Source organism: Crateriforma spongiae (assembly GCF_012290005.1).
In the GTDB taxonomy this organism is placed as follows: domain Bacteria; phylum Planctomycetota; class Planctomycetia; order Pirellulales; family Pirellulaceae; genus Crateriforma; species Crateriforma spongiae.
Map to the genome: position 1 here is coordinate 268,578 of NZ_JAAXMS010000008.1, position 25,962 is coordinate 294,539.

Sequence of the window (25,962 nt, forward strand, 5' to 3'; positions counted from 1 at the left end):
TGCCCCGAATGGATTGCGATTGAAAACGTTCCATTCTTTGAAGATGTGCGTCCCAGGTTCAAGCAACTGGATGGGTGGTGCGACATTGCGTCGACGCGGCTGGGGCGGCCGCGCGATTCCAAATCGGAAGCATGTTGCGGCCGATCGAAGTGGAGTCCTAAGGATCAATCATTTCGCTGGGCGGTGGTTCGGATTGCATCGTGGATGCTTTGACGGATTCATGGAATTCTTTCAGCAAGCGATGGTAGGTGCTGTAGCTGGGGAAGATCGTGGGTTGGTTTTGCGAAGACCAAAGGCCGAAAGCGTGATTCAGCGATTGGGCCGTCGTCGTGTCTTGTTCGAACAGATCATTGGTTTCGCCCAGGTCGTCGTCCAAGTTGTACAAGTGGGCTTTGCCGTCGAAACGCGAAAGTTTGATCGCGCCGCGGCGCACGGCCATCTTTCCGGTCTTGGGATTGGTCGCCGACAACCAGAACAGTTCGCGCTGGGAATCAAAGGGAACTTTGCCGGTCAATCGATCGATCAGGTTGACGCCATCCAGCGTGGCGTCTTGATCAGCATCGGCGACGGCCAACGCCGTGGTGCTGACGTCCAGGGAAATGACGGGCGTGTCGATCACGGTTCCCGGTTGGATCGCCGCCGGGTATCGCATCAAGAATGGGACACGGATGCCGCCTTCGTGAACGTCGCCTTTTTGTCCACGCAGGGGGCCATTGTCCGACGCGTTGGCGTTTTCAGGTCCGCCGTTATCACTGAGAAAAAACACCAGCGTGTTTTCGGACAAGTCGTGCTGGTCCAGACGGCGGAGCAGACGTCCGATTTGGTCGTCCATCGATGACACCATGGCGGCGTAAGTGCGGCGTTTCTTGGCGGTGATCGATGCGAATTGTTCCAGCTTTTCGTCGGGAGCTTGCAGCGGAGTGTGGGGCGCGTTGTAGGCGACATACATGAAGAACGGATGATCCGCGTGATCATCGATGAACTTCAACGCATGGTCGGTCAATTCGGTGGTCAGGTATTGATCCAAACCGGTTCCGATGCCGTTTTTATCCAACGGGGCTTGGTAATTTTCACGAAGCGGCCGTGTGGTATCGACGACGAAGTAATCGTGACCGCCGCCCAGGAAGCCGAAGAAATCATCAAAGCCCCGATTGCGTGGATGGAAGTTTGCGTGAGCGCCCAAGTGCCATTTGCCGACCATGCCGGTGGCGTAGCCGGCGTCGTGCAATCGCTGGGCGATCGTGGTTTGGGTCGTGGGCAAACCAAGCACCGCATTGTGCGGATCATAGGCGACGTTCTTTGTATAGCCGAAACGGTGTTGGTAACGCCCGGTCATCAATCCCGCACGCATGGGGCTACAGTACGGGTGAGACGAATAGCCGTTGGTGAATCGTGCACCTTGATGGGCGATCGAATCGATGTTGGGGGTGGGAATGTCGGTGCATCCGTGCAGACTGATGTCGCCATATCCCAGATCGTCGGCCAGGATGATCATGATGTTGGGACGATCGTCGGCGGTGGCGACCGCGGCTAGGCAAAGCACGCATGATGCAACGAGAATGATGTTTCGCATGGGGTGTGGTTTCTTGGCTGGATCTTAAGTTGTTGGCCGAAATGATTTATTCGGCCGAGTGAGACTTTTCAATCGGGTGTTTGGGCGTTGAGCGATCAAGACGATGATCGATGGCGGGGCGGGCCGCCGCGGTTGGCGGTGGGATTGCGTGGCGTTTGGGCGATCGGATCGATCGTGTTGCTGGTCGCCACTTGGCGGTTGTGGATTCCCTGGGGATCGCCTGAGTATCCGATGGTCGGCTTCGTCCGGCTTTCCTGGGCGACCGCCGCATCGATCAGTTTACTGTCCACGATCGTCGTTTTGATCGCGTGTGGGTGGATCTTGGTGCGACCGACTGTCCGGGGCGTCCGCGCTGACAGACCGACACCCGAACCAATGACGGCGGCCGACCGGCGGTGGTGGATCGTCGCCGGTGGGTGGATCGTCTTGTTTGTGATCGATCAACACCGGTTACAACCGTGGGCCTATCAGGCGGCGTTATACGCGCTGGTGTTTGCGACAATGGACGTGCGGCGTTCCAAAGCTTGGCTGATCGCTTTGGCGTCCAGCGTGTATCTGTACAGCGCGGCCGGTAAGTTTGATTTCCAGTTCGCGCACACCGTCGGCGCCGACTTGGTGACGAATCTGTGGGCCACCGTTGGCGGTGATCCGGAATCTTTGCCCGAGAGCATTCGGCCTCGCTTGGCGTTGGCGTTGCCGGCTGGTGAATTGCTGATCGCGATCGGGTTATGGATGCCCTGGACACGCCGGGCGGCGGGGATCGCCGCGATGGGAATGCACGGCGTGTTGTTGTTGGTGCTGGGGCCGTTGGGGCTGGCGCACAGTCGTGGGGTGGTGCTGTGGAATGTCTTGCTGATCGTTCAAGCGTGGTGTTTGTTTGTCCGTCCGCGATGGTTTGACGGCCCGACATCCGAGGAAGCAAACGATCACGCGGACGCATCGGGCCACCGACCGACAACCGATGGGTGGTCCGGCGTGGCAGTCCGTCTGGTCTTGGTGGCGGCGTTGTTGATGCCGTTGTCCGAGCGAGCGGGGTACTGGGACCACTGGCTTTCTTGGTCGCTGTATTCGCCACACACCAGTCGATTGGAAGTGCAGTTTCACCAGACGGCCACGAATCGATTGCCGGCGTCGGTGAGTCGCCATTTGGAATCCGATTCCGACGGCGATCGATGGCGGACGTTGGACATGTCCGCGTGGTCACTGGATCGCCGAGGCGTTCCGGTGTATCCCCAGTCACGGTACCAGATCGCTTTGATCGACCGGCTGTGCCGAAGGCACCAGATCGATGACCAGGTGCGTGGTATTGTCAAAAGCGTTTCGGATCGCTGGACCGGCCAGCGACAACAGACGTATCGGCTGGGGTTGGAAGAGTTGTCAGCATCGGGTCCGCGGTCGCGGTGACTAATTTCCGAACGGGTTGCTTCCGAAAGGATCGTTCTCGCCGGCCGGGCCGCCGAAGGGATCGTTGTTAGCGTGGTTGGGGCCGAACGGATCGTCCGCACCCGCGTCGTTGCCGAACGAGTCGGGCTTGGGCTGGGGACGCCGTGCTCGGGCGCCTTGGGGTGTGTCGGCTGATAGTGTGTCAGATTGCTGCGAATCGGCTTGTCGACTTGGTGCGGTCTGTTCAGCGGCGGTGTCATCGATCATCGGCGAATTGGGCAAGGCGGCCGGTTGATCACTGCGTCGCAGGCCGGCAAACATCTGTTTGATGCGATGCTGGATCGAATCGGGTGCGTTGACGACCAGTCCCGGACGACCGAGTGCACCGGAGCTGGGTAGGGGGACGATCGTGCTGGTGCCGCCCAGGATATCCCAGCCGTCCGGTTTGATCGTGGATTGAATCAGTTCCACCAAGCCGGACGGATCGCCCGGGTTGATCCCCAGGCCTTCCAAGTAATAGATCCGCAGTCGTCGCGTACTGGCGTCGACGGTGGTCAGAGTTAGTGTTTCATCGGCGTAGGTGTAAGTCATGTCCAGCGGTTTCAAAATGGCGGACAGCACCGATCGGGCCGACAGGTCTTTGCCCATGAATGTCACTGGCATGTCGGACGAGAGTCCGAGTTCTTCCATGGCGCGCAGGTCCAACACGATCGGGAAACCGAGTTCACGTGCCAAGTCCATGGCAACTTCTTGCACCGGAGTATCGATATATTGGACCGTGATCTTGGAATCCAAGACTTGGTCCAGCCGATCGGCCTGTTCACCCGAAGTATCCAGCCAGCGATCGGTGGCGATCCCTTGGCGTGTCAGTTGATTCATGTCGGCGGTGATGACCAATCCGTCGTCTTGAATTTCGGCGCGTAACCCCAGGGGCCGCAGGATGACTCGCAAGCCCGTCCGCACGTGGTCTTGGGACGATTCGGGGCGGCGGAGGGCGTGATCGGGTGAAACACCGGCGATGCCCAAGCCGTTGTCGTCCAGCAAGACCGGAACGTTGATCTCTTGGCCCAGGAATCGTGGCAGATTTTTCAGGCTGTCCAGACCGTTCCAGTCGATCGATCGATCCAGAGCCTGGCGGATCTGGACGACCAGGGGCGAATCTTCGCTGGACAGGTCGACCACGGTCGAAGGCGGACGATAGGTCGTCGTGCCGACAGGCGAACCGGGTTTACGTCGCTTCGTTGACGATTCGTAACCACCCATCATCATGCCGCCCATGCCGTCGTCTTGTTCCGACATCGCCCCATAGCCTCCTCCCATCCCCATCCCATAGGCATCTTCCATTTCCATTCCCTGGCCGGCATCGTCGCCTTGGGCCAGGGCGACGGGGATTTGGTTTGATGGCGGCAATCCTTGGATGCTGGTCGATGTTCCGTCGTGGGCGGGCTGTCCGACGCTGAGCGTGGTCAGCCCCAAGGCGACGGTGGCGAGAGCCGCGAGAGCCGAGGTTTTGATGAGGGTGGATGTCATGATCGATTGACCGGATTGGAGGAGCGTTTCAAGGGAAGAGAAGTCCGATTCGGACGGAGGATGGTCCCAATCGGGCGGGGCGACGGGAGGAGAATCAAGGGTCCGTTCGGCGGTCACCGCGGCGGCGTCGCGTGCCCACGATGTGACGGTGGCCATCGCGACGACCGGCACCACGCCGCGATGTCGCAATCGTTTGGCCAACCGTTGTTTGCCACGTTGGATCCATCCGCGGACCGATCCCGTCGTCGTCTGCATTCGGTCGGCGATGGTCGCGATGCTGTGCCGGTCCATCAAATGCAGCACCAGCGCCGTGCGATACCGTGCCGGCAGATCCGACAGTTCTTCGTCCAAAACCAAGGCTTCGTGCCGACGCGTCAGCCGCTGGAACGGGTCATCGGGGCGTGACGCAACGTCGGCATCTTCCAAGGGTCGATCGGAATGGGATTTCATGGTGGCCAAACTGGACCGCTGGGCGACGCGGTGTAACCATCCCGGCAGGTACTCGGGTTTGCGAATGCTTCCCGCGGACTTTGCCAGATAAAAGAACGTCATTTGCATGGCGTCTTCGGCGTCGCAGTGGGACCGGCAATGACGGCGACAGACCTGATAGACGACCGTCGCGTAACGATGAAACAACGCATCCATCGCTTGGTGATTTCGATCGCTGACCCATGCGTCCAACAGATCGGCGTCGGTCAGGGCATCGCAGCGCAATGGCGACGCGTCGGTTTCGATCGTGCTCATCGGAGATGCCAGCGGGTTCACAGCGATGCGACGGACAAGTTGTTCACCGGGTAAGTCTGGGGTGAACGAAAAACGGCGCGCAGAAAAGTCGAAATTCTCGAAAAAGCCGATTCTCGCCGAATGTTGGCGGACGAGTCGTCGGGGGTGGCGTGGTGGTCGGGGTGAACCAAACGCCAACGGTTGATTGGACAGGGGGCGGTGTGAATTCGCAAGTTTTTTGCCGTTCTGGCATACTGGTCATCGACGCCCGCCGACATCTGTTCAGGGTGATCGATCGGCCAGTCGCTGGATTCCGTGTGTCGGGCCGGACGACGGCATCACGATAGGGACCCGAAGAGATTTCTGATGACTCTTGATCCACAAGCCGAAGCGTTCATCGCGTCGATGTCCGCCGTCGAACGTCCCGCCTGGCAAGACGTCGGACCCGAAGCGGCTCGGGAGGCGTTCACCGGCATGGGCCAGATTTTCGGGATCGGACCGCCCGTGCATCGCGTGGAAAACTTGGTCATTCCGGAAAACATCCGGGTGCGTTTGTATCGGCCGTCGGACCGACCGGATTTGCCGGCGATCTTGTGGTTCCACGGCGGCGGATGGGTCATGGGTGACTTGGACACGCACGATGCGATGTGTCGTCGGTTGACCGTGGCGGCCGATGCGGTCGTGATCAGCGTGGATTACCCGCTGGCCCCGGAACACCGTTTTCCGTCGGCCGCGGAATCCTGTTTTGCCGCCCTGCAATATTTCAGCGACCATGCGTCGGATCATGGTTTGGATGTCACGCGGTTGTTCGTCGGGGGTGACAGTGCCGGTGGCCACTTGGCCGCCAGTGTTTCGGCGGTGGCCAGACGCCGCGGCGGGCCGCTGGTGTGCGGCCAGATTTTGGTCTATCCGGTGGTTTCCCCGAATTTTGACACCAAGTCGTATTTGCGGTGCGCCGAAGGATACGGGCTGACGCGGGCGGACATGCGTTGGTTCTGGGATTGCTATGTCGATGCGATCCAGAACGATGACACATGGCCGATCGATCTGTTGCAGATGGATGTCGCGGGCATGCCGCCGACGTTTTTGATCACCGCACAATACGACGTGTTGTGTGACGAGGGCACGAATTTGGCGTCGGCCATGGAATCGGCCGACGTGGACGTCACCCATTCGCACTTTATGGGAACGCTGCACGGATTCGTTCACTTCGCGGCTTGTTTCGACAATCACCAACAGGCGATTGATGAAATCGGCGAATTCGTCCGCCAGCGGTGCCCCTGATCAAAATGGTGACGGTGCAGGGTGCTTCGATGGCGGGGGATTGGCCATCGTGCGTTGGAAGTTTCAACGCTATAATCCTGCCCCTTTGCTAGAGAAAATCGCCAACGGAACCAGCGAGAGAATTGATGAGTGATTCGACGGTTCGTGGAGTCGTCCACGTGATCGAAGAGACCAAGACGTACGGTCAGAAAGGCTTCCGCAAACGTCTGGTCGTCTTGGAACAAGAAAAGGGTGGATTCACCAATTACATCCCGGTCGAATTCATCAAAGACGGCTGTGACACGGTCGATGAAATGAATTTGGGCGACGATGTCGAAGTGTCGTATCGGCTGAGCGGTCGCAAATGGCAGCGTGACAGCAACAGTGACGTGAAGTATTTCCTAAGTCTGGAAGCGATGTCGTACAAAGTCCTGTCGGGCTACGGCGGCGTGACCGGCGATGCGGTGGAAGACGCCAATTCGGCGTTCAGCGAAGCGGCCGACGACGAAGACGCGCCATTCTGAGCCGTCGCTAGCGATTGAGTATTTGCCGCAAGCGTTCGGTGTCGATCTTTCCCGGACGCGTGAAGGCTTCAAATGACGCGCGACGGCTGGTCAACCAGCGTCGCTGCAGTCCTTCGGTCTGTGCCAGCGATGCCAACGCTGCTTCGGATGGATCAAGCTGGAACGGTCGCCCCGCGAGACGATTGCGTTCATCAATGAAACCGGCCAGTTGGTCGCTGAGGGCCGGATGACCGGGATCGATGTCGATTCGGAGGTCCGGTCGCGATCGGTCCACCAGCCGTTGAAGTTGTTCCGGCGTCATGTCGCACCGATCGATGCGGATCCGTTTCAACGCTTTGGCATTGATCGCGGCATCGATGAATGCGTCGGTCAGCGTCAGTCCGGAAACGTCCAACATCATGACGACTTCGCCATGCAGTGTGGGGATCAAATCACCGACGTCGGCGTTGGTGTCACCGACGTGGATGTATTGCAGGTCACCCAGGTTTGACAACAGCCGGCTGGACCGTTTGTCCAGTGGGACACCGTTGATCGACAGGCTTCGCAGGTTGGGCAATCCGGTCGCCCAGTGAAGCGTTCGGTGACCGATTTGAGTGTCACTCAAATCCAAGTGCTGGATCCGTTCGATGCCACGCCAGTGATCGGCGACATCGTCATCGACGTCGGATCCGGGAACGTTCAAAACCGTCAGTTGTCGGAACAGGCCGACCTTTCGCAGGCGGTCTTTGCTGATACCCGAATAGGCCAACGTCAATTCATCCAGTCGTCGGCAATCCAGCAGTTGATCGAAGACATCGTTGGAAAGCGTGGGACCGCCGCCGGCGAACCAGCGCAGTTTTCGAAGGCCTTTGAATCGACAATCCTTGGGCCAAACACCGCCGACGGCGACGCCCTGCAATGACGGCGCGTTGCGAATGTCCAACTTGCGTGGCGAATCCAGCATCAGCAATGACGATCGCAGTTTGGGCGCGTCCACGATGGTGACCTGGCGTGGTTTGTCGATGACCGAGGTCAGCATCAATTCCAGTTGGTCGTTGGACACGATGCGAATGTCCGACGAATCGTAAAGGTTGACGCCAATGGACTGGGCCTTGGGAAATGTCTTCAACATCCAAGACAAATCCTTTTCTTCCAGCGGGCAACGATCCAATAGAATCTCGTCCAACCGTTCGCCCATGGGTGCAAGGGACTGCACCTGAGAAAACGTGATGTCCGATCGAGCGAAGTCCAGCGATCGAATGCCCTGGTTTTCGTTCAGCGGTTGTAGGTCGAGATCCGAAAGTGACATGCCTTGAAAGCACAGTCGCGACGGACCTTCACATCGACCCAAGTCATCGATCAGGCGTTGACGCAGTTCTTTGGCGATCGGTTGCGGAGACAGCATGCCGAACCCGGTGACGATCTGACCGCCCAATTCCAGAGACTTGATCGACGTCAGGCCTTCGATTTTCAGCGACTGTAGATCCAGCGCGCTACACGAAATGTGTTCCAGTGACGGAACGTCTTTGAGCCTTAAGTTTCGCACCCAAGTCATGCCGGGAATGGAATCATGGACTTTGATGTAGATGAATAGGTCGCCGATCTCTTCACCAAAGTCGGCCAGACGCGGCAGGTTTTCAAAATCCAGGTCATACTTTTGAAAACGATCCAGATCCAACTTGCGAAGGTTGGGACAGTTGCGAATGACCAATCGCAGCGGCGTGTGATTCCGGACGGTACGATCGCGATCGATTTTGATACGTCGCAGCGAATCCCAACCGTCGATGACCAGGCTGTCGGTTTGACCGATCGGGGGTCGTGACAGCTCCAGTACCTCAATACGTTGCGGAAGGGCAAGAAAATTGGAAACCGTTTCCAATCGCAACGGCGTGCGTGAAAAGTTCAGCCGCACCAATTCGTTCAAACGACGCAGGGGCAACAGGTGTTCGTGTCCGACATTGCACCTTTGAAAATCAAGTTGTTGCAACTGGGGCAACGTTTGCAGGAAGACCATCGATTCGGGGCGCAGGTCCTTTCGTCGCAAACGGATGGCGGACAATTCGTGATGGCCGGCCAATTGTCCCAAAAGGCTTTGGTCATAAGTTTCGCCGCTGATGTCCAACGTCCGTAACGTCGGCAACAGGGTGATTCGTCGAACCAGTGCATCGTCGGGCGCGATGACGTCGACGGCAATGACGCGGCGGAACAGCGGCAAGAACCCGCTGGGGATCCGCTGGGCGATGGTTTCGGGCAAGATGCAGGATCGGTAACAGTCGCCGCCCTTGGCAAAAACCCCTTGGGCCACACGATGGTGTTGGTAACTGGTCCATCCGGTTCGTGCGGCACAGATGCCGATGAATACCAAAATGCCGGCGACCATGATCCGGTCCAAGCGTCGACGCAAGCGACGGGGATCATCCGAACGGATCATCGCGCGGTGTCGATACCAAGTGAATCCTCCCACCAATGCGGCCAATGCCAAGGCGACGGCGATGTCGGTCGACAACGCGGCAAGGGACCACCAGCGCGTTCGGGACTTATCGTAGCTTTCGTGTTGGATCAGATAACGGACCGGCCACCCGGCCATGATTCTGGGCCGCGGGGATTGAAGTGGCAGCAAGTCGTTGCTGGTCCCGCGCCGCATCCACTGGGGATCTCGGTCGACGTAGCGATGGGGTAGGTTGACCACGACCAGCGCCGTCACGGTCAAAGCGACGAACAGAAGCGCATTGGCGATCGATTTGCGTTGATTCATCGCGTCTAGGATTGCCGGATAGGAGTCAGAATCTGAAAAGTCTGACGGCGGCAACGATCGCGATTTTGGAAACGTTGCGCCGATCAGGTCGTGTGTTCTTTGCCGTCCAGGACGGCCGCCTCGCAAAGTTGACGATGGACGGTGCCCGCCCAGTCTCGGTTGGCCGCCGGTGATGCGGGGCTGGGGTGTAAAATCCGAACCAATGACCAAGGGGTGGTGACGTCGGAACTTTTGGGTGCGTCTGATTTCGCGAGACCGTCACGACAGCGTTTCACACATGCTTCGGCAAACGTGCCGACCGCAACGACGTAACGAGGGCGCAGGATGTCCAAGACTTCGCGCAGGTGCTGGTCACAACATTGCTGCAGCGGCAAACGTTCGCCGACCGGCAGCTTGTCAGGGGTTCGATTCCGCCCGCCGGATTCCATGAAGACCAGCGGGCAATAGTTGGTCACAAAGTGTTCGTCAAAGAACCGCTGGGCGGTTTGAAATTGGTCGCGGAAGTATCCCCATAGACGTCGACCGCTGACTTCGCTGCGGGGACAGTCGAAGCCTTCGACGGGACGCTTGGGGTTTTCAAGCGCCGGACGATCGACCGGTTCGTTGATCTTCAAAAAATCTTTGACCAACTGGATCTCTCCGAACGGTACGCCGGTTTGGGCCATGCCCCACGGTCCCGGGTTCATCCCCAAAAACACCGCATTGACATCACCCCTGGGGGCCATCCGCAAATAGGCTTGGTGCGATTTCCAAGCGTAACGCAAAGGATTGTAGATGTGGGTCACCGGGGGTGCGAAATTCAACCGGTCGACTGCATCACGAAGCCGGTCGGCGGCATCGATCAGGGCGCGGCTGCGGGCGTTGGTCCGTGGCATCGTCAAAACAATAGGTGGGTGGAAAAAGTGGTCGGGCAACGTCGACCCCGCGGCATCAAAGGGTTAGACGCCCAGGTATTCTTCGATCGCTTCGAACATGATTTCACTGGACCCTTGGCGACCGGTCCAGATTTGCAAGCAAGCGTTCAACGATCCGACCAACGCCTCGGTCCAGCCGATCAATTCATAACCGCGTTTGCGAAGCTTGTCCGATTCGGGATGGCCTTCCCGAGAAAGGTCAAACACGACGGTGGGTTCGGTGGGTTCGGGCCAGGCATCGGCGTTCAGGCGTGAAACGATCGCGTCGCCGGTGGACGAAAGATCGGGAAGGACGATCACACGGCTTTGCGACAACCGCTGGTTCGATGCGGGGTCATCCAAGTTTCGCTGGCGATGGTGGATGACCCAGATGCTGTTGGCCGCGTCGTCACATTGCCGAAGGGCGACGGCCATGCGTTCACGAAAAAATCGACGCCTGCGATTGGCACCCACCAGCTGGTCCGGTGTGTCTTGGCATCGCCATAGGCAATCGCATCGCGTCGCGATCGATCGAGTGGCTTTATCGGTGATCGCATCGATGTGGATTGCATCGCTGGACGGTTGATTCGTCGGGGCCTTGTCGTCGGAGGCGGGATTGCCAGGGTGCGAACCAGGGCCAGGTGGCTGGACGTTTGCGGGTTCGCCGCCGTGGTGCGGGGCGTTTTCTTGAATGGAATCCCATCGACCGGCGTGGGGACTGAGGCGGTCGTCCAGCCAGACGCCGGTGAATCCCAGGACACGCAACCCCGACAATGCTGTGGGCAAATCGTCGGGGGTGACGTCAAATGAATGCAGTCGGCAATCCAAGCCGAGTGCGGCGACGGCGCGGCTGAGCGCCAACGGGGCGGGGTTGCCGGCGATCGGATGACCGAGCAGGGCGATGACGGGTTCGACGCTTTCATCCATGTCGGCTGAACAGGTGAGTCACGAGAGGCGATGCAAAGAAGTTTCAATCCTAAGACCGATCGGGCCGTCCCGCCGGACGATGGTGACGACGGACCGCCACGGCCATCGGCCGGACGGTGGACGGGGGGCATGTTCGCGGTCGTCGCACTGATCACCACCGCGTCGACGTGGTGGTTGGTTTCCGATGTGTCTTCGACGCGGTGGCAATCCGACGGCGACCGCGATCGATACTTGGTCATGGTCAACGGTTTGTATTATGGGGCCTTCAGCGGATTTGTCTGGTGGTCGTCTTGTTGGCGTCGCGGTCTGGCCCGTTGGACGATGGTGGCGGCCGCGGTCGGCGGATGCGCCGGCGTGCTGGCAATGCAAAGCGGTCGACCGTGGATGATGTACGTCGCTTCGCTGGTCGGGCTGGCCGCTGTTCAAAGTTTCGTGTTCTGGTTCACGCGGGTTCCCACTTGGCGACCACGTGAATCACGTGCGGCGGTCGACGTGCAGTACCGGATCGCCGATTTGGTCGCACTGACCGCCGCGGTTGCGATCATGATCACCACGCTGCGTGCCTTTTACGTTTTGCTGACCGATGCCGATCTGGGGCGATCGCTGCGGATTCGAATCGGTGTCCCGGCCGATCAATATTGGACATCGATCCGGCATGTTCTGGCCGGATGGTGCGTCGTTTGGATTTGGTTGCCAATTTTTTCGGTTCTGATCGGAAAGACAGTATTGGCCGCCCGTGCGTTCACTTGGATCGGTGGTGGTGTGGCGGCGACGGCCTGGTCGATACTGGCGCTGTTCGTCTTGTCACGGTTGCAGGTGCAAGTCGGCGGCCGTCCACCCGAATTGTCCAGCGTTTATTGGGGCGACTATGCGACCTTTGCCGTCTTGTACGCGACATCGGTGGCGGCGATCGCGTTGTCCGGACGACTGGACACCGAGGTCGCGGGTGGAATGATGGGTGTCTCGCCGAATCATCGGCTGACGAATTAACCGGAACAGGAAAGCGATGCCGATGAGCAAGGGGGACCATCTTTTTGTTTGGCGATTCGATTGTGTGGTGCCGTACCAGCATCATGCGATCGACATGGGCGACGGCACGGTGGTGCACTACTGCGGTGATGACCACAGCACGGCTCGGCCCTGGGGCGGTCGACTGGATCATCGCATCCGACGCACCCCAATGGATCGATTGACCGTCGGCGGCAAAAGCAAGATTCACATCGTCGAATCGGCACCGGATTCCCAGCGAGATCTGATCGTCGGCCGCGCGATGCAGCAATTGGGTGAAGCCGAATACTGTTTGGTGTTCCGCAATTGCGAACACTTTGCCCGTTGGGCGTCGACCGGGCGATGGGAAAGCCGGCAGGTCGATGCGATCGTTGAACGCGGCGGTTCGGTTGCCGCGAAGACAGCGGTGTCGATGGCGAAGCATCTGGTGCGTGGGCGTCTGACCGGACGACTGCATCCGGCGACGTTGTTGGGTGACGCGGCACAGTGGGCGACCGAAGCGGTCGGCGGCCATCTGGGCTTGCGTGACCAACGTCTGCGGCGTGGTGTCGGCCGTGGATTGAACTTGGCGACCACGGTCGGGGTCAGCGTGGCGGCGGGCCCGGCGGCGGCGTTGGCTGCCGGTGGGATGTGGGCCGTGGGCGAGGTGGGTGCGATGGGCTGTCGACGTCTGATGGCGGATCGAAGTCGTCCGGTGATCAAAACCGTTGCGTTGAAGCCCTAGCTGGACCCCCATCGAGTTCGGTTCGGAATCGATCGCCGTCGATTTCCGTCTGTGGGTTATGGTCAGGGTTCACCGTCGGCGCAATGAAAAACCCCGCACCAAAGGGAATCTTTGATGCGGGGTTCGTGGTTTCGATCAACGCCGATGCGGGTCGGCGTTGATGACGTTCATCTGCGATCAGTTGCAGTTGGTGCAACCAGCGCCGGTCGCCATCGGAGCGGCTTGGATGACAGCACCTTCGGTCATGACCGGGGCACTTTCAACAACCGGAGCGGCCGAACCGCAGCTGCTGCATCCGCTGGTCGAGACAGCGGGAGCACTGCTGTAGACCGGGACTTGAACCGTGGTCGGAACTTGCTTGCAGACCTGAACTTGGACTTCCTTCATCGTGGTGACGGGGACACACACGCTGTAGGTTTCCGGCACTTCTTCGGTCACATCGTCATAGACGGTGACGTTGTAGGTGCGGGTGCGGGTTTCCGGAACCATGACGGTGTAGGAAACTTCGCGGGTCTTCTGTTGGGTTTCCATACGAGTCTTGTTGACCGTCCGCGTGCGGGTTTCGGTCGTCATCGTCGTTTGGGGAACCATACGAGTACGAGTTTCGGTACGGGTCTTGGTGACCGGAACTTCACGCGTACGAGTTTCCGTGACCATCTTGGTGACCGGAACCATCTTGGTGCGGGTTTCGGTGCGGTAGTTGGTGACGGTGTACTCTTGAGTCCGCTCTTCTTGACGGCACTTTTGCACCGTGACCATGCGAGTGCGTTGCTCGGTGGTCATTTCGGTGTAAGGCACGCTGCGAGTGCGGGTTTCGGTACGGCACTTCTGCACGGTGACCATGCGGGTCCGCTGTTGCGGTTCCATCACGGTGTAGGGAACTTCGCGGGTGCGAGTTTCCATACGAGTGCGTTGAACCGGAACTTCGCGGGTGCGGGTTTCGGTCTTGCACAGGGTGACGGTGTAGTCACGCGTACGAGTTTCTTGACGGGTCTTTTGGACTTGGACCGTACGAGTTTTTTGCTCGGTGCGGTACTTGGTCACGTTGACCGTGCGGCTACGGGTTTCGGTACGGCACTTTTGAACCGGAACCATACGGCTCTTGGTTTCGGTGACGTAGTTGGTGACCGTGTAGCTGTAAGGAACTTCGACGGTTTGTTGTTGGTACGTGGTGACCGGAACTTCTTCGGTGACCAAGTTCGGGACGTAGACCTGACGGTAGGTGACCGTCGGGCCGCAGGAAGCACCAGCGGCGACACCGCCACCGACGACTCCGCCGCATCCACCACCACAGCTGCTGGCTGCAGTGCCGCATCCGCCGCCGCAGGAGCTGCCGCATCCGCCACAGCTGCTGACCGCTTCGCCACATCCGCCGCCGCAGCTGCTCGCTGCTTCGCCGCATCCACCGCCACAGCCGCTGCCGGCTGCAACCGCACCGGCGTCAGAGACGACGGCTTGGCACTGGTAGCTGCCCATGTCCTTGGTGACGGTCTTGGTCGTTTGAACCGGAACACACTTGGTTTCGGTGCGAACGCCCGTCTTGGTTTCTTGAACCGGGACTTGGACGGTGTAGGTTTGTTCAACTTCTTCGGTGTAAGGAACCTGAACGGTGTAGCTTTGTTCGACTTGCTCGGTGTAGGGAACCGAAACCGAATAGGTTTGTTCAACCGACTCGGTGTAAGGCACGTTGACCATGTAGGTCTGTTGGCGAACTTGCTGGTAAGGGACCTGAACCGTGTAAGACTGGGTGACGGTTTCGGTGTACGGGACGCAAACTTGGTACGTCTGGGTACGCGTCTTGGTCACCGGAACGTTGACCGTGTAGGTCTGTTCCACTTGCTCGGTGTAAGGGACCTGAACCGTGTAGGTTTCTTCACGGGTCTTTTGAACCGGGACTTGGACCGTGTAAGTCTGTTCGACTTGCTCGGTGTACGGCACGTTGACGGTGTACGTACGAGTCTTGGTTTCTTGGTAGGGAACTTGAACGGTGTAGGTTTGCTCGACCTCTTCGGTCTTCGGAACCTGAACCGTGTATTCCTGCGTGGTCATTTCCGTGTAGGGCACGGTGACATCGTAGGATTGTTCCACTTCCGTGGTGACCGGAACTTGAACGGTGTATTCCTCTTCCTCGGTGTAAGGAACAGCAACCTGAACGTCGTAAGTTTCGGTACGGGTTTGAGTTTGCGGCACGTTGACGGTGTAGTCTTGCGAGCGGGTTTCCACTCGAGCGACCTTCTTCGTGACCGTCTTCATGCGGGTTTGCGTTTGACGCTGGTACGTCGTCGTCGGGACCATGCGGGTCTCGGTGACGTACTGCGAACGCATCACGGTTTGCGTTTGGTACGTGACGGTCGGGCCACAAGCGCCGGCCGAGCCGCCACCTGCAACAACAGCACCGTCGACGGCACCGGCAACGGCGACCGAGCCGGTGCAGGCGGAACCGCTGTCGCAGCCGCCACAATCACCGCATCCAGCATCGGCAGTGGCGGCGAACATCAGCGCCGCGGCCGAGCCGAGAATGCTTTTCAGCACAAAGGCTTTCATCAATAGGACCTCCAAAAAGTCTCACAGCCCATGGGGCAACAGAAGAAATACGAGGGGACTTTAACGGCTGCGTATTCTGGGTGGATTCCCCACCCGCGTCGTAACCTTATTCATTGGCATGGGGGTGTCAACGATTTGCCAAGCGAAAATGGGCGATTCAGGGAAGAAATAGCGACCTGCGATTCTTCCTGTCATGCCATTCCCGAGGGGACACGCTAATCTGGGGTGCAAGGGTCGCCTGATCAGGCTAATTCTGATCGGACGCCCCTTCGCGACTCCCAAAGTCGGTGTGGCTATCGTGACTCCCGTCACACCTCGCTGCGGTCCCGATCCGGCGGTCATCCGCCAGAAGTCTCGCAACGAGATTCCGGGCGCCGCTGCATCGATACAGCCGTGCTGTCACAAATTGACGGCACCCGAATGAAAGACTGAGGGGCCGATTCGATGACGCTGTCGACCCGATAATCTGTCAATCTGGCAAAGCGTAATCGCGTCCAACAAACCGCGGTGAACCGCTAAAGATTTCCCAGTCTGCGGCCGGGGCCCAGTCTGCCGAGAGCCGCAAAACCAGCCTGTCGATCCGACTGGGACAACCCGCGACAACGGGTCGAGAAAATTCTGAGAAGGCAGCCCGGAGGTACGGTCATTCCTTAAGGATTTGATCGTTGCCGCCACGGGGCATTAGGGCGTGCCTTTTTACCGTTGGCCCCATCGCCGCGACTCCCACAGGCACGCCTTGAGCACCGCTGTGCAAAGACCTTGCGAAATAACTGTTTTATGTCGTGTCGCTTTGGGCTAGTTTTTGTCGAACAAAGAATGGCCGTTCTTCGACTGGAATCAGAATGGGGACGTCTCGCCTAAATCCGCGTCCTTGAAAGTGGACCGAGAATTGCGTCAGTCAATTCGCGGTTGACTGATGGGGGCACCGTTTCATCGATCCGGCTTCGGCCGGAACCGTGGGTTCGGGGGTGGCGTTTGCGACGATTTCTGACGCCGATTCCGGTCCCACCGGAGAAGACGGACGACCAGGGGTGAAACGAATCCAGGGGCGCACGATTTCATCGTCAGAAGGCGGTGGATGGGGCCGTCGCGGACGGGTGATGCTGCTACGGACACAAACGTGTCCTGGTTCGCTGCTCCGATGCCTGCCATTCAATTTCCGGTTTTCACGGGTGGGGAAGATCGATGTCTCAATTCGACGGGTCGAATTCAGATCGCGGCGGTCAGCGACCAGAGTCGTCGACGCCCAGGCTGATTTGCATCGGAGACCCCTCGCTGGCTCCTGCAACGCACGACAGCCTGGATGTGGTACCGGTTCGTTCCGCTTCCGAAGCGTTTGATGAACTGGAGTGCGGTGATGTGGTGGGCATTTGGATCGCTCGCGACCAGCTGCCCCAGATCGGTGAGGTGCGCGGTATCGCACAATCGGGCGCGATGTTGCGCGATATGCCCGAAGGCGTCGCCTTGTTGGATGCGGACATGCGCGTCTTGTGGGCCAACCGCCGGCTGTTGAAATGGGCCGGGCGGGACGAGCAGACCCCGATGGGGATGAACTTTTATGCCCTGTTGGGCGAACCGGAAATCATGGGACCCGATTTTTGTCCCTTCCACACGGCTCTGGCCATCGCGGATGAAAGCAACAGCACGCTGCACACGGCTGACAATCGCTATTTCCAGGTCCATGCGGCACCGATCCACTATCCGGATGCAACCAAGCAGCTGATCGTCACCGTCGGCGACATCACCGACGAAATCATGCAGCAGCAAAAGCTGGCTGCGATCCACCAGGCGGGGCGCGAATTGGCCGACATCCGGCCCGCCGAGATCTTCATGATGGAAGTCGACGAGCGGATCGAGCTGCTCAAGGACAACATTCGGCACTACCTGAGCGATCTGCTGAATTACGAGTTCATCGAAATTCGGCTGTTGGAACATGCCACGGGCAATCTGATGCCCTTGTTAAGCGTGGGCATCGACCAAGAAGCGGCCGACCGCAAATTGCTGGCTCATCCCCAGGGCAACGGCATCACCGGATACGTGGCGGCCACGGGCGTCAGCTACATCTGTGCCGACGTTGTCAACGATCCGCTGTTCATTCCCGGCGTGCAGGGATCCCGCAGTTCGCTGACGGTCCCGTTGATCTTGCACGACCAAGTGCTGGGCACGCTGAACGTCGAAAGCCCCGAACCCCATGCGTTCGGCGACACGGATCTGCAGTTCTTGGAAATCTTTGCCCGCGACATCGCGCTGGCTTTGAACACGTTGGAATTGCTGGTCGCCCAAAAGGCCAACACCGCCCAGCAAAGCTGTGACGCGATTCACAGTGCCGTGGCGATGCCCGTCGACGAAATCTTGAACGACGCGGTCAACCTGATGGAGGATTACATCGGGCACGGCGGCGAAATGGCGGATCGTTTGCGTCGGATTCTGCAAAACACCCGCGACATCAAACGGACGATCCAACAGATCGGTCAAAAGATGACGCCGCTGGAAGCGGTCCCGGCCGGATCGCGTTCGCCACAGGACGAAGTGTTGCGGGGGCAACGCGTCTTGGTCGTCGACGCCGACGAAAAGGTCCGCGAAGACGCCCATCAGTTGCTGGAACGATACGGATGCATCGTCGAAACGGCGTCCAAGGGCGACGAAGCGGTGCTGATGGTTCGTGGTCTGGGATCTGGCGAATCGTACGACGTGGTGATTAGCGACATCCAGTTGCCCGATTACAGCGGTTACCAGCTGATGTTGCGGTTGGGGGAACGGATGGATCGCGTGCCGATGATTCTGATGCAGGGGTTCGGTTACGACCCGGGCCACAGCATCGTCAAAGCGCGACAAAACGGGCTGCACCCCAAGGGTGTCCTGTACAAGCCGTTCCGACTGGACCAGTTGATCGATGTGGTGCGGACGATCCTGTTGGCCAACCAACCGGAGTTGGCCGAAGGATGCAGCGACGCGGTGCCCGACCCCGCAAAGAAGCAGCAGAACGAAACCAGCGGCGCCAGCTGATCCACCCCGCGACGGTCTCGGACGACCGCGTGGTCTTGCCCACCGATGTCGCGATCTGGTCGGCCCGCTAGCGGGTTTCCATTTGCTGGATGTACTGGCGAAGACGTTCCAGTTCGTCGTTGACGTCTTTCAGCTTCAACATGTTTTCGACGCGTTTGAGCAGTTCGACTTTGTTGACCGGCTTGGTCAGAAAGTCGTCCGTCCCCGCGGCGACCGCACGTTCGATGTCGCCCAATTCGTTCAGCGCCGTGACCATCAAGATCATGATGCCGCTGGTGGCCGCATCGTCTTTGATCTTGCGACACACTTCGAAGCCGCTGAGCTTGGGCATCATCACGTCCAGCAGGACCAAATCCGGCCCGAACGCGGCGACCTTGGCCAACGTGTCTTCACCGTCGACCGCGGTTTCCAAGTCACAGTCGACGCCCACCAAGTAGGCTTCCAGCAATTCGCGGTTCGCCGCATTGTCGTCGGCGATCAGAATCCGATTCACTTTTCGATTTCCCTTCCGGTACGGATCAGCCGACCACTTCGGCCACGGCTGCACGACCGGCGGGGACAGGAAAGCTGTCGCACAGTTCTTTGATTTCGCCGCGGATCGATTGATGGACCGACGCATCATCGCTGTTGCGAAGGGCCTTATCGATCCAGCCGCCGATGCGCCGCATTTCGTCCGGTCCCATGCCGCGGGTGGTCAGGGCGGGGGTGCCGATGCGGATCCCCGACGGGTCCATCGGTTTCCGCTCGTCAAACGGGATCATGTTCATGTTGACCGTGATGCCGCATTCGTCCAGCACCGCTTCGGCCTTCTTGCCGCCCAGACCGGCGGTGGTCACGTCGACCAACATCAGGTGGTTGTCGGTTCCGCCGCTGACCAACCGCATGCCGGTCGCGGTCAGCGTTTCGGCCAAGGCCTGAGCGTTTTCGATGATGCGTTTGCCGTACACCTTGAAATCATCCGCCAGGGCTTCGGCGAAGCAGACCGCTTTGCCGGCGACGACGTGCATCAGCGGTCCGCCTTGGGTGCCGGGGAACACGTTGCGGTTGACCAGTTTCAGGTGTTCTTCCTTGCACATGATCAATCCGCTGCGGGGGCCACGCAGGGTTTTGTGAGTCGTCGTGGTGACGTAGTCGGCAAACGGCACGGGGCTGTTGTGGATGCCGGCGGCGACCAGACCCGCATAGTGGGCCATGTCGACCATCAACTTGGCACCGACATCGTCGGCGATCTGTTTGAATTTGTCGTGCGGGATTTCACGCGGGTACGCGCTGGCACCGGCCACGATCAGCTTGGGCTTGTGTTCTTTGGCCAGCGAGGCGATTTGGTCGAAATCCAAACGGTGATTCTCGCGATCCACGCCGTAGCTGATGAAGTTGTACAGCCGGCCGCTGATGTTCAGCTTCATGCCGTGGGTCAGGTGCCCACCTTGTGCCAAATCCAGTCCCAGGACCGTGTCGCCGACGTCCAGGCAGCTCAGGTACACCGCCGCGTTGGCTTGTGAACCGCTGTGTGGCTGGACATTGGCCGCTTCGGCACCGAACAATTCTTTGGCCCGATCGATGGCCAGGTTTTCGACGACGTCCACATGCTGGCAGCCGCCGTAATATCGACGTCCGGGGTAGCCTTCGGCGTACTTGTTGGTCAACACGCTGCCGACCGCCTGCATGACCGCGACGCTGGTGTAGTTTTCGCTGGCAATCATTTCCAAGCCGTCCTGTTGGCGGACCGCTTCGGCTTCGATGGCTTCCCAGACTTGCGGATCTTGCTGCTGCAGCAAATTCATAAAGTTCGATCGTGGGACGGAGTTCGGGAGTTGGGTGGAGGACCGCCACGCGGGGCGTCACTGCTTGACGAACCGATTGTCGATTGCCGGCCTTAACCCGTCAATGTCGCGAAACCCGGGTTCTCAACCAGACCGTTGCCGCGACGGTGCCCGCGAATCCCGATAGATAGGCGGCCTGGTGAACACCCATCACGCCGACCATCCGGCGGACGACGTCGTCGTCAAAGCCGACCAACCCGCCCCGCTGATAGCCGCTGACGTCCAGCGATGCCTGCAAGTGGTACATCACCGGGGCGGCGACCAAGAACATGACCAGCGGGACGCCCAGCATCCGCAGCACGCCGCCGATCCCGACCCCCGGCGTGTCCCGGCCCAGCGTGGCTGCGGCGGTCAGACAAACGCCAGCGATCAGACCGGGAACCAGCCCGGCGGCGAAGCCCAGATCGGCCGCCCCGGCCCGCAGCCCCCCCATCGTCGACGCGTCGATCTCCTTCATGATGCGAAAGTATTCCGGCGACAGGCTGACGGTGACCTGATCCATCAGCACACCAAACAAGGCTCCGGCGATCCCACACGCCAAGACGCCCCGGTACACCAACCGTCGGCTTTGGTACCGTCCCCCATGCTCGCCACGCCGGCGGGCACGACGCAGATCCCACCATGCCATTGCAGCGATCGTCGCCAAAACGATCAACGCACGGATCGACAGCGGCGGGTCGGAAAGATTGGTAATGGAAAAGGGCAAGTCCACCGGATCAGCCGTCGATGCTGCGGACGACCACCCGCGCGCCTTGCTTGGCCACGACTTTGACCAGCACGTCAGGGTCCACAAAATCACCCTCGGTGACGACATCCAAAAAATCGTCGCCGACTTGGACACGTCCGCTGGGCCGCAGCGGCGACACCGATCGACCGACGGTGCCGATCGCGATCCGTTGCCAAGCCGGCGAGGATGATTCCGCCGGATTGATGCCGCCGGCGGTTGCCGGATCGGGGACCAGTTGCGGTTTCAGCGTCAATCGGCTCAGCCCCGGGATGTCGCTGATGTAGTTGGCCATCACCACCAACGCGATCAGAAACCCAAAGAACGCCCCCAGTACGATCAACACGTCGTTGCCCAGATCGGCCATCTCCGCCGCGTTGGCGGGCCACACGAATCGACGGGACGCCATCACCAGACTGCCCAGTGTCAGCACCAGCCCGCTGATGCCTGCGACGCCGAAACCGGGAATGACGAAGACTTCCGCGGCGATGAACATCAACCCGCACGCGAAAAGCGTCACTTCCAACCAGCCGGCCGTGCCGCCCAAAAATCGGCTCCAGAAAAACAGCCCGAAACAAAGCAGACTGGCCAGCCCGCCGACGCCCAGCCCAGGGGCACTCAGTTCAAACCCCAGTGCAATCAGCCCAAGCAGGATCAACAGGAAAGCGACAAAACCGGAATTCAAAACCAAGATCACCGTGTCCATCGACGTCCGCTGCATTTCCGGCACCGGCGTTTTGACGTTCAACACGTCGTACAGTTCGGCTCGGCTTTCGACGGTCTGGTCGGCGACGCCAAGTTCGACCGCACGTGTCCCGTTGGCGATGAAGAACATGTCGGCACCGGCTTCGCGAACGGGTTTGCCCTTTTCCCATTGGTCGATGTCGGTGCGGCTTTCCCATTCTTGGTCGCTGAAGTAATCCACGGTGCCGTCGTCGCGATGCGTCGCGCGGTAAACCACCATGTCCTTGTGCGTCATCTTTTCGGCCAACGTCGGCGGACGTCCCGTCGCCTGGGCCGTGTCGCGGGCTTTCTGTGCCAGCACGCTGCGGCTTTTCGCTTCGGTGTATCGAAACGCGCCGTCGTCGCCCATGACGATTTCACCGGCGTCACCGATTCGCGCCCCCGGGTGCATGATGATCTTGTCGGCCGCCAATGCGAACAACGCCGCGCCGCTGATCGCATCCTTTTCGATGTACGCGACCGTTTCCACGTCCTCGGCATCCAACAGCGTGTCCATCATCTCCAGCGTGACCATTGTCCAGCCGCCGGGGCTTTGGATGTCCAAAATGATCACGTCGACGCCTTGGTCGATCGCGTTCTGGAATTTGCGCTGAAAGATCGCACCGGACAGCGGGTTGATGTCTTCGTGCAAGGGGATCGACACCGCACGCCGCTGGGGCGGATCGGCCGCATCGGCCACCGCTGTCCAAGACGCACAGACCGTTGCCAGTGCCAGCACCAGCCACCCGGTCCAGGGCGAAGTGTCCCGTCGATTTTGATTCATCGTTGCCTGTCGCATCGTTCCGCCCAGCCGCCCCTGATTGCGTGCTCCGGATGGCGTGATTCCGGTTCGTTCGTTTTGGGTCATTGTACGAACCGGGCACCAAAGCCGGTCAAATCGGGCGCACCGATCGCCGTAAAGTCACCAATGGCCGATTCCGGTCGGCAATGACCGCGTGTCACACCCGACGCCAAAACGTCGGAAAGACCAGGACCAGCACACTGAACACTTCCACACGGCCCAGCATCATCAGCCAGACAAACAGCAATTTTGCGCCCTGGCTGAAACCGGCATAGTTTTGCGTCGCGCCGACCACGCCAAGCCCCGGGCCGATGTTATTCAACGTGGCCGCCACCGCGCTGGCACAGTCCAACAGCTTTTCGTCCAGTGTGCTTTGACCGGCGGGGGCTTCGCCGCTGACCGCCGCCACGGCACCCCACGTCTCGTTGGGTTCGAACGTGATCAGCAACAACCACGAAAAGACAAAGATCGCCAGGATCAACGAAAAGTAGACCACGATGCTGTGCGGCAATCCGGGATCATCGACCGTTTGGCCGCCCACCCGCAGCGGTCGCACCACTCGCGGCCGGTGCGCTTTTTCGATTTCCTGTCGCAGCACTTTGTAAAACAACACGTGCCGGATGACCTTCATGCCGCCGCCCGTGCTGCCGGCACAACCGCCGACGAACATCAGCAACAACAAAATGCCGCGGCCAAAGTTGTTCCACTGGTCAAAATCCGCGGTGCCGTATCCGGTCGTCGTCAACACCGACACGACTTGGAACATGCCGTTACGCAGCGACGTGCCGACGTTCTCGAATCCCGGGTCGGCCGCCCGCATGCCGAAGAAGATCACCGCCAACGTGACGCCACCGATGATCAACATGTACGTGCGAAATTCCACGTCGTGCAACAACCGCCGTGGGCCACCGATCATCGTCAAATACAGCAACGTAAAATTTGTCCCCGCAATGACCATGAAGACGATCGTCGTGTATTCGATCAGCGGGCTTTGGAATCCGCCCAAGCTGGCGTTGTACGTGCTGAACCCGCCCGTCGCCATCGTGCCAAAGGCGTGACACAGCCCGTCGAACAGCGACATGCCTTCGGCCATGTAAACCACCGTCAAGACGGCATTCAGGCCGATGTAGATTGCGGCAAAGATCAAAGCGGTGTGTTGCATCCGCGGCATGCTGCCTTCCTTGGTCGGTCCCGGCATCTCCGCCCGCATCATCGCTTTACCAGCGGACCCTTGTCCCAGGATCGCGACGAACAAAACAACGATCCCCAGACCGCCCAAGAAGTGAGTCCATGACCGCCAAAACAAAATGCAGTGCGGCACCATGTCGGGGTCTTCCAAATTCGTCAGCACCGTCGCGCCGGTCGTGCTGAACCCCGACTGGGATTCGAACATCGCTTCGATGAAGGTGATCGGATCGTCGTCGGCGATCTGGGTGCGGCTGAGATAAAAGGGCAGGGCACCCAGGACCGTCGCCATCACCCAGGACAGCCCGACGATCGCCATCGCTTCCTTCTGATACAACGGCCCGCCGCGATGCTTGCGGCCGCACAACCGCAAGATCCCGCCGACCAGAAAGCAAATGCCCATGCTGGCCAGCAACGCATAGACGGCCCGCCATTCGACCTGCGACGCGGCCGGCAAATGCGTCCGGTCGGCCAACGCGGGCAACGAGAACGGCAAACTGAAAGTCATCGAGGCGCCGATCAACAGGCTGATCGTGCCCAAGACGCGGAACAATAACTGAAAGTTCAAGGCTTCTCCGGTGGCTGCAGCGACGTCCGAACCATCCCCGCCAGCAATGGTTCTAAGCTCTGCCGCGTTCCCCGCAAACCTGTCCCGCCCGACGGCAAGTCGCCCGACCTGGCACACCCGTTGCAACCCTGGCGGCCTTGCCACGGGATGGTTCGACCCGATCAACCGCCGATGTGCGGCTTTCCCCGGTCGCCTTGGTAGGAATCTGGACGAGATTTCCGCGGCATTCCCGGCGGTGCGGGAGGCCGACGAGCGAGGCGAGTCGGCTGCCCGCATCGCCTTTGCATTTTGCATCACTTGTTGCACGCCGACCGACGCGTTTTGCAACAATGGCCGCGCGACAGCAGCGAAGACCACGTCCGATCATCAAAAAATTGGACGGGTTGCTCGGCCCGTTGTTCGGGTCAGCGACGGAGGCTGGACGCGACGACTTTTCTAACGCCCGGATCATTTTCCCGGATTGTTTTCATGTGCGGACGCTTCACGCTGCGGACACCTCCGGCCGCTTGGTGCCAACTGTTTCTGATCGACCCGGACGCAGTCGATCCAGACGACGAACCCGAAGCATCCAGCCCTGAACCCAACGCGACTGCGTCTTCGGACTCGTGGAAGCCACGCTACAACATTGCCCCCACCCAAATCATCGACGCGGTGGTCCAGGACGAGGCCGGCGGACCACGACGCCATGCCCGGTACCGATGGGGACTGTTGCCGCCCTGGGCCAAAGATCTGTCGATGGCCGCACGGATGATCAACGCTCGCAGCGAAACGGTAAATGAAAAACCTTCATTTAAAAAAGCCTTTGCCCAGCGACGCTGTCTGATCCCGGCCGACGGTTACATCGAATGGAAAAAGCAAACCGATGGGAAGCAACCATTCTTGGCCCACCGACATGACGACGCGGTCTTCGCGTTTGCCGGTCTGTATGAACGTAACCGCCAAGCGACCGGTGACCTGATCGAAAGCTGTACGATCCTGACCACACGTCCCAACGCGGTGACCGGCCGAATTCACGATCGCATGCCTGTCGTGTTGATGCCCGAGGATTACGCACGTTGGCTGGACCCGAACTTTCGCGACACCGACGTGTTGAAAGAACTGTTGGTTGCACCGGAGGAAAACTTCCTTGAATTGACCGCGGTGTCCAGGCGGGTCAACAACGCGCGAAACAACGACGCCGCTTGTCTGGAACCGGTCGACGCGGCCATTTGAACAGCGGACCAGACGCGTGATGGCGACCGGCGGCGCGTTTTTCCACTCTTTCGGTCGACCGCGCAGCGATGCGTTATAAACGATCGCACGCGG

At 59.6% G+C, this 25,962-nt stretch carries 18 protein-coding genes; 7 read left to right on the forward strand and 11 right to left on the reverse strand.

Annotation, left to right across the window (positions count from 1 at the left end; translation table 11 throughout):
- Nucleotides 1-157 precede the first annotated feature (157 nt).
- On the reverse strand, nt 158-1,573 hold the full coding sequence (locus HFP54_RS20860; RefSeq protein ID WP_168566640.1) for a sulfatase-like hydrolase/transferase: 1,416 nt from the start codon (nt 1,571-1,573) through the stop codon (nt 158-160).
- Nucleotides 1,574-1,660: 87 nt separating this feature from the next.
- Between HFP54_RS20860 and HFP54_RS20865 the strand changes: the two genes are divergently transcribed.
- On the forward strand, nt 1,661-2,977 hold the full coding sequence (locus tag HFP54_RS20865) for a hypothetical protein (RefSeq protein WP_168566641.1): 1,317 nt from the start codon (nt 1,661-1,663) through the stop codon (nt 2,975-2,977).
- Here HFP54_RS20865 and HFP54_RS20870 read toward each other — a convergent pair whose 3' ends face one another.
- Nucleotides 2,978-5,230, reverse strand: a complete 2,253-nt coding sequence (locus tag HFP54_RS20870) for an RNA polymerase sigma factor (protein WP_168566642.1) — start codon at nt 5,228-5,230, stop codon at nt 2,978-2,980.
- Between the two features lie 345 nt (nt 5,231-5,575).
- Between HFP54_RS20870 and HFP54_RS20875 the strand changes: the two genes are divergently transcribed.
- Both HFP54_RS20875 and HFP54_RS20880 read left to right on the forward strand, forming a co-directional pair.
- Entirely contained in the window at nt 5,576-6,493 is a 918-nt protein-coding gene (locus tag HFP54_RS20875) for an alpha/beta hydrolase (RefSeq protein WP_146416488.1), read from the forward strand.
- Between the two features lie 125 nt (nt 6,494-6,618).
- Nucleotides 6,619-6,996 (forward strand): DUF3127 domain-containing protein, encoded by a 378-nt coding sequence (locus HFP54_RS20880; protein ID WP_168566643.1) that lies wholly within the window; start codon nt 6,619-6,621, stop codon nt 6,994-6,996.
- Between the two features lie 7 nt (nt 6,997-7,003).
- Here the strand turns inward: HFP54_RS20880 and HFP54_RS20885 are convergent, their stop codons facing one another.
- The 3 genes from HFP54_RS20885 to HFP54_RS20895 all read right to left on the reverse strand — a co-directional run bounded on the left by HFP54_RS20885 (nt 7,004) and on the right by HFP54_RS20895 (nt 11,550).
- On the reverse strand, nt 7,004-9,730 hold the full coding sequence (locus HFP54_RS20885; RefSeq protein ID WP_168566644.1) for a hypothetical protein: 2,727 nt from the start codon (nt 9,728-9,730) through the stop codon (nt 7,004-7,006).
- Between the two features lie 83 nt (nt 9,731-9,813).
- Nucleotides 9,814-10,605 carry a single-strand selective monofunctional uracil-DNA glycosylase gene (locus HFP54_RS20890; protein WP_146416485.1) on the reverse strand — a complete coding sequence of 264 codons (792 nt, stop codon included), beginning with the start codon at nt 10,603-10,605 and terminating at the stop codon, nt 9,814-9,816.
- A gap of 63 nt (nt 10,606-10,668) precedes the next feature.
- Entirely contained in the window at nt 10,669-11,550 is an 882-nt protein-coding gene (locus HFP54_RS20895) for a hypothetical protein (RefSeq protein ID WP_168566645.1), read from the reverse strand.
- A 129-nt stretch (nt 11,551-11,679) separates the two neighbouring features.
- On the opposite strand from HFP54_RS20895, the gene HFP54_RS20900 reads away from it, so the two are divergent.
- Both HFP54_RS20900 and HFP54_RS20905 read left to right on the forward strand, forming a co-directional pair.
- Nucleotides 11,680-12,540, forward strand: coding sequence for a hypothetical protein (locus HFP54_RS20900; RefSeq protein ID WP_206036320.1), 861 nt, complete (start codon nt 11,680-11,682; stop codon nt 12,538-12,540).
- 16 nt (nt 12,541-12,556) lie between these two features.
- Nucleotides 12,557-13,282, forward strand: coding sequence for a lecithin retinol acyltransferase family protein (locus HFP54_RS20905; RefSeq protein ID WP_168566647.1), 726 nt, complete (start codon nt 12,557-12,559; stop codon nt 13,280-13,282).
- Between the two features lie 177 nt (nt 13,283-13,459).
- On the opposite strand, the gene HFP54_RS20910 is transcribed toward HFP54_RS20905, so the two are convergent.
- Entirely contained in the window at nt 13,460-15,826 is a 2,367-nt protein-coding gene (locus tag HFP54_RS20910) for a hypothetical protein (protein WP_168566648.1), read from the reverse strand.
- Nucleotides 15,827-17,011: 1,185 nt separating this feature from the next.
- Here HFP54_RS20910 and HFP54_RS20915 point away from each other — a divergent pair.
- Nucleotides 17,012-18,832 (forward strand): response regulator, encoded by a 1,821-nt coding sequence (locus HFP54_RS20915; RefSeq protein WP_168566649.1) that lies wholly within the window; start codon nt 17,012-17,014, stop codon nt 18,830-18,832.
- A 67-nt stretch (nt 18,833-18,899) separates the two neighbouring features.
- On the opposite strand, the gene HFP54_RS20920 is transcribed toward HFP54_RS20915, so the two are convergent.
- From HFP54_RS20920 to HFP54_RS20940, 5 genes are all read right to left on the reverse strand, one after another.
- A complete protein-coding gene (locus tag HFP54_RS20920) occupies nt 18,900-19,325 on the reverse strand; it encodes a response regulator (RefSeq protein ID WP_174820196.1) in 426 nt (141 codons plus the stop codon).
- 25 nt (nt 19,326-19,350) lie between these two features.
- A complete protein-coding gene (gene glyA, locus HFP54_RS20925) occupies nt 19,351-20,616 on the reverse strand; it encodes a serine hydroxymethyltransferase (protein ID WP_146416479.1) in 1,266 nt (421 codons plus the stop codon).
- Nucleotides 20,617-20,716: 100 nt separating this feature from the next.
- Nucleotides 20,717-21,361 carry a hypothetical protein gene (locus HFP54_RS20930; RefSeq protein ID WP_168566650.1) on the reverse strand — a complete coding sequence of 215 codons (645 nt, stop codon included), beginning with the start codon at nt 21,359-21,361 and terminating at the stop codon, nt 20,717-20,719.
- 10 nt (nt 21,362-21,371) lie between these two features.
- Nucleotides 21,372-22,886, reverse strand: coding sequence for an NfeD family protein (locus HFP54_RS20935; protein WP_235952114.1), 1,515 nt, complete (start codon nt 22,884-22,886; stop codon nt 21,372-21,374).
- 175 nt (nt 22,887-23,061) lie between these two features.
- Nucleotides 23,062-24,597, reverse strand: coding sequence for a TrkH family potassium uptake protein (locus HFP54_RS20940; protein WP_168566673.1), 1,536 nt, complete (start codon nt 24,595-24,597; stop codon nt 23,062-23,064).
- A 528-nt stretch (nt 24,598-25,125) separates the two neighbouring features.
- Here HFP54_RS20940 and HFP54_RS20945 point away from each other — a divergent pair.
- Entirely contained in the window at nt 25,126-25,869 is a 744-nt protein-coding gene (locus HFP54_RS20945; RefSeq protein WP_168566651.1) for an SOS response-associated peptidase, read from the forward strand.
- The last annotated feature ends 93 nt before the right edge of the window (nt 25,870-25,962 follow it).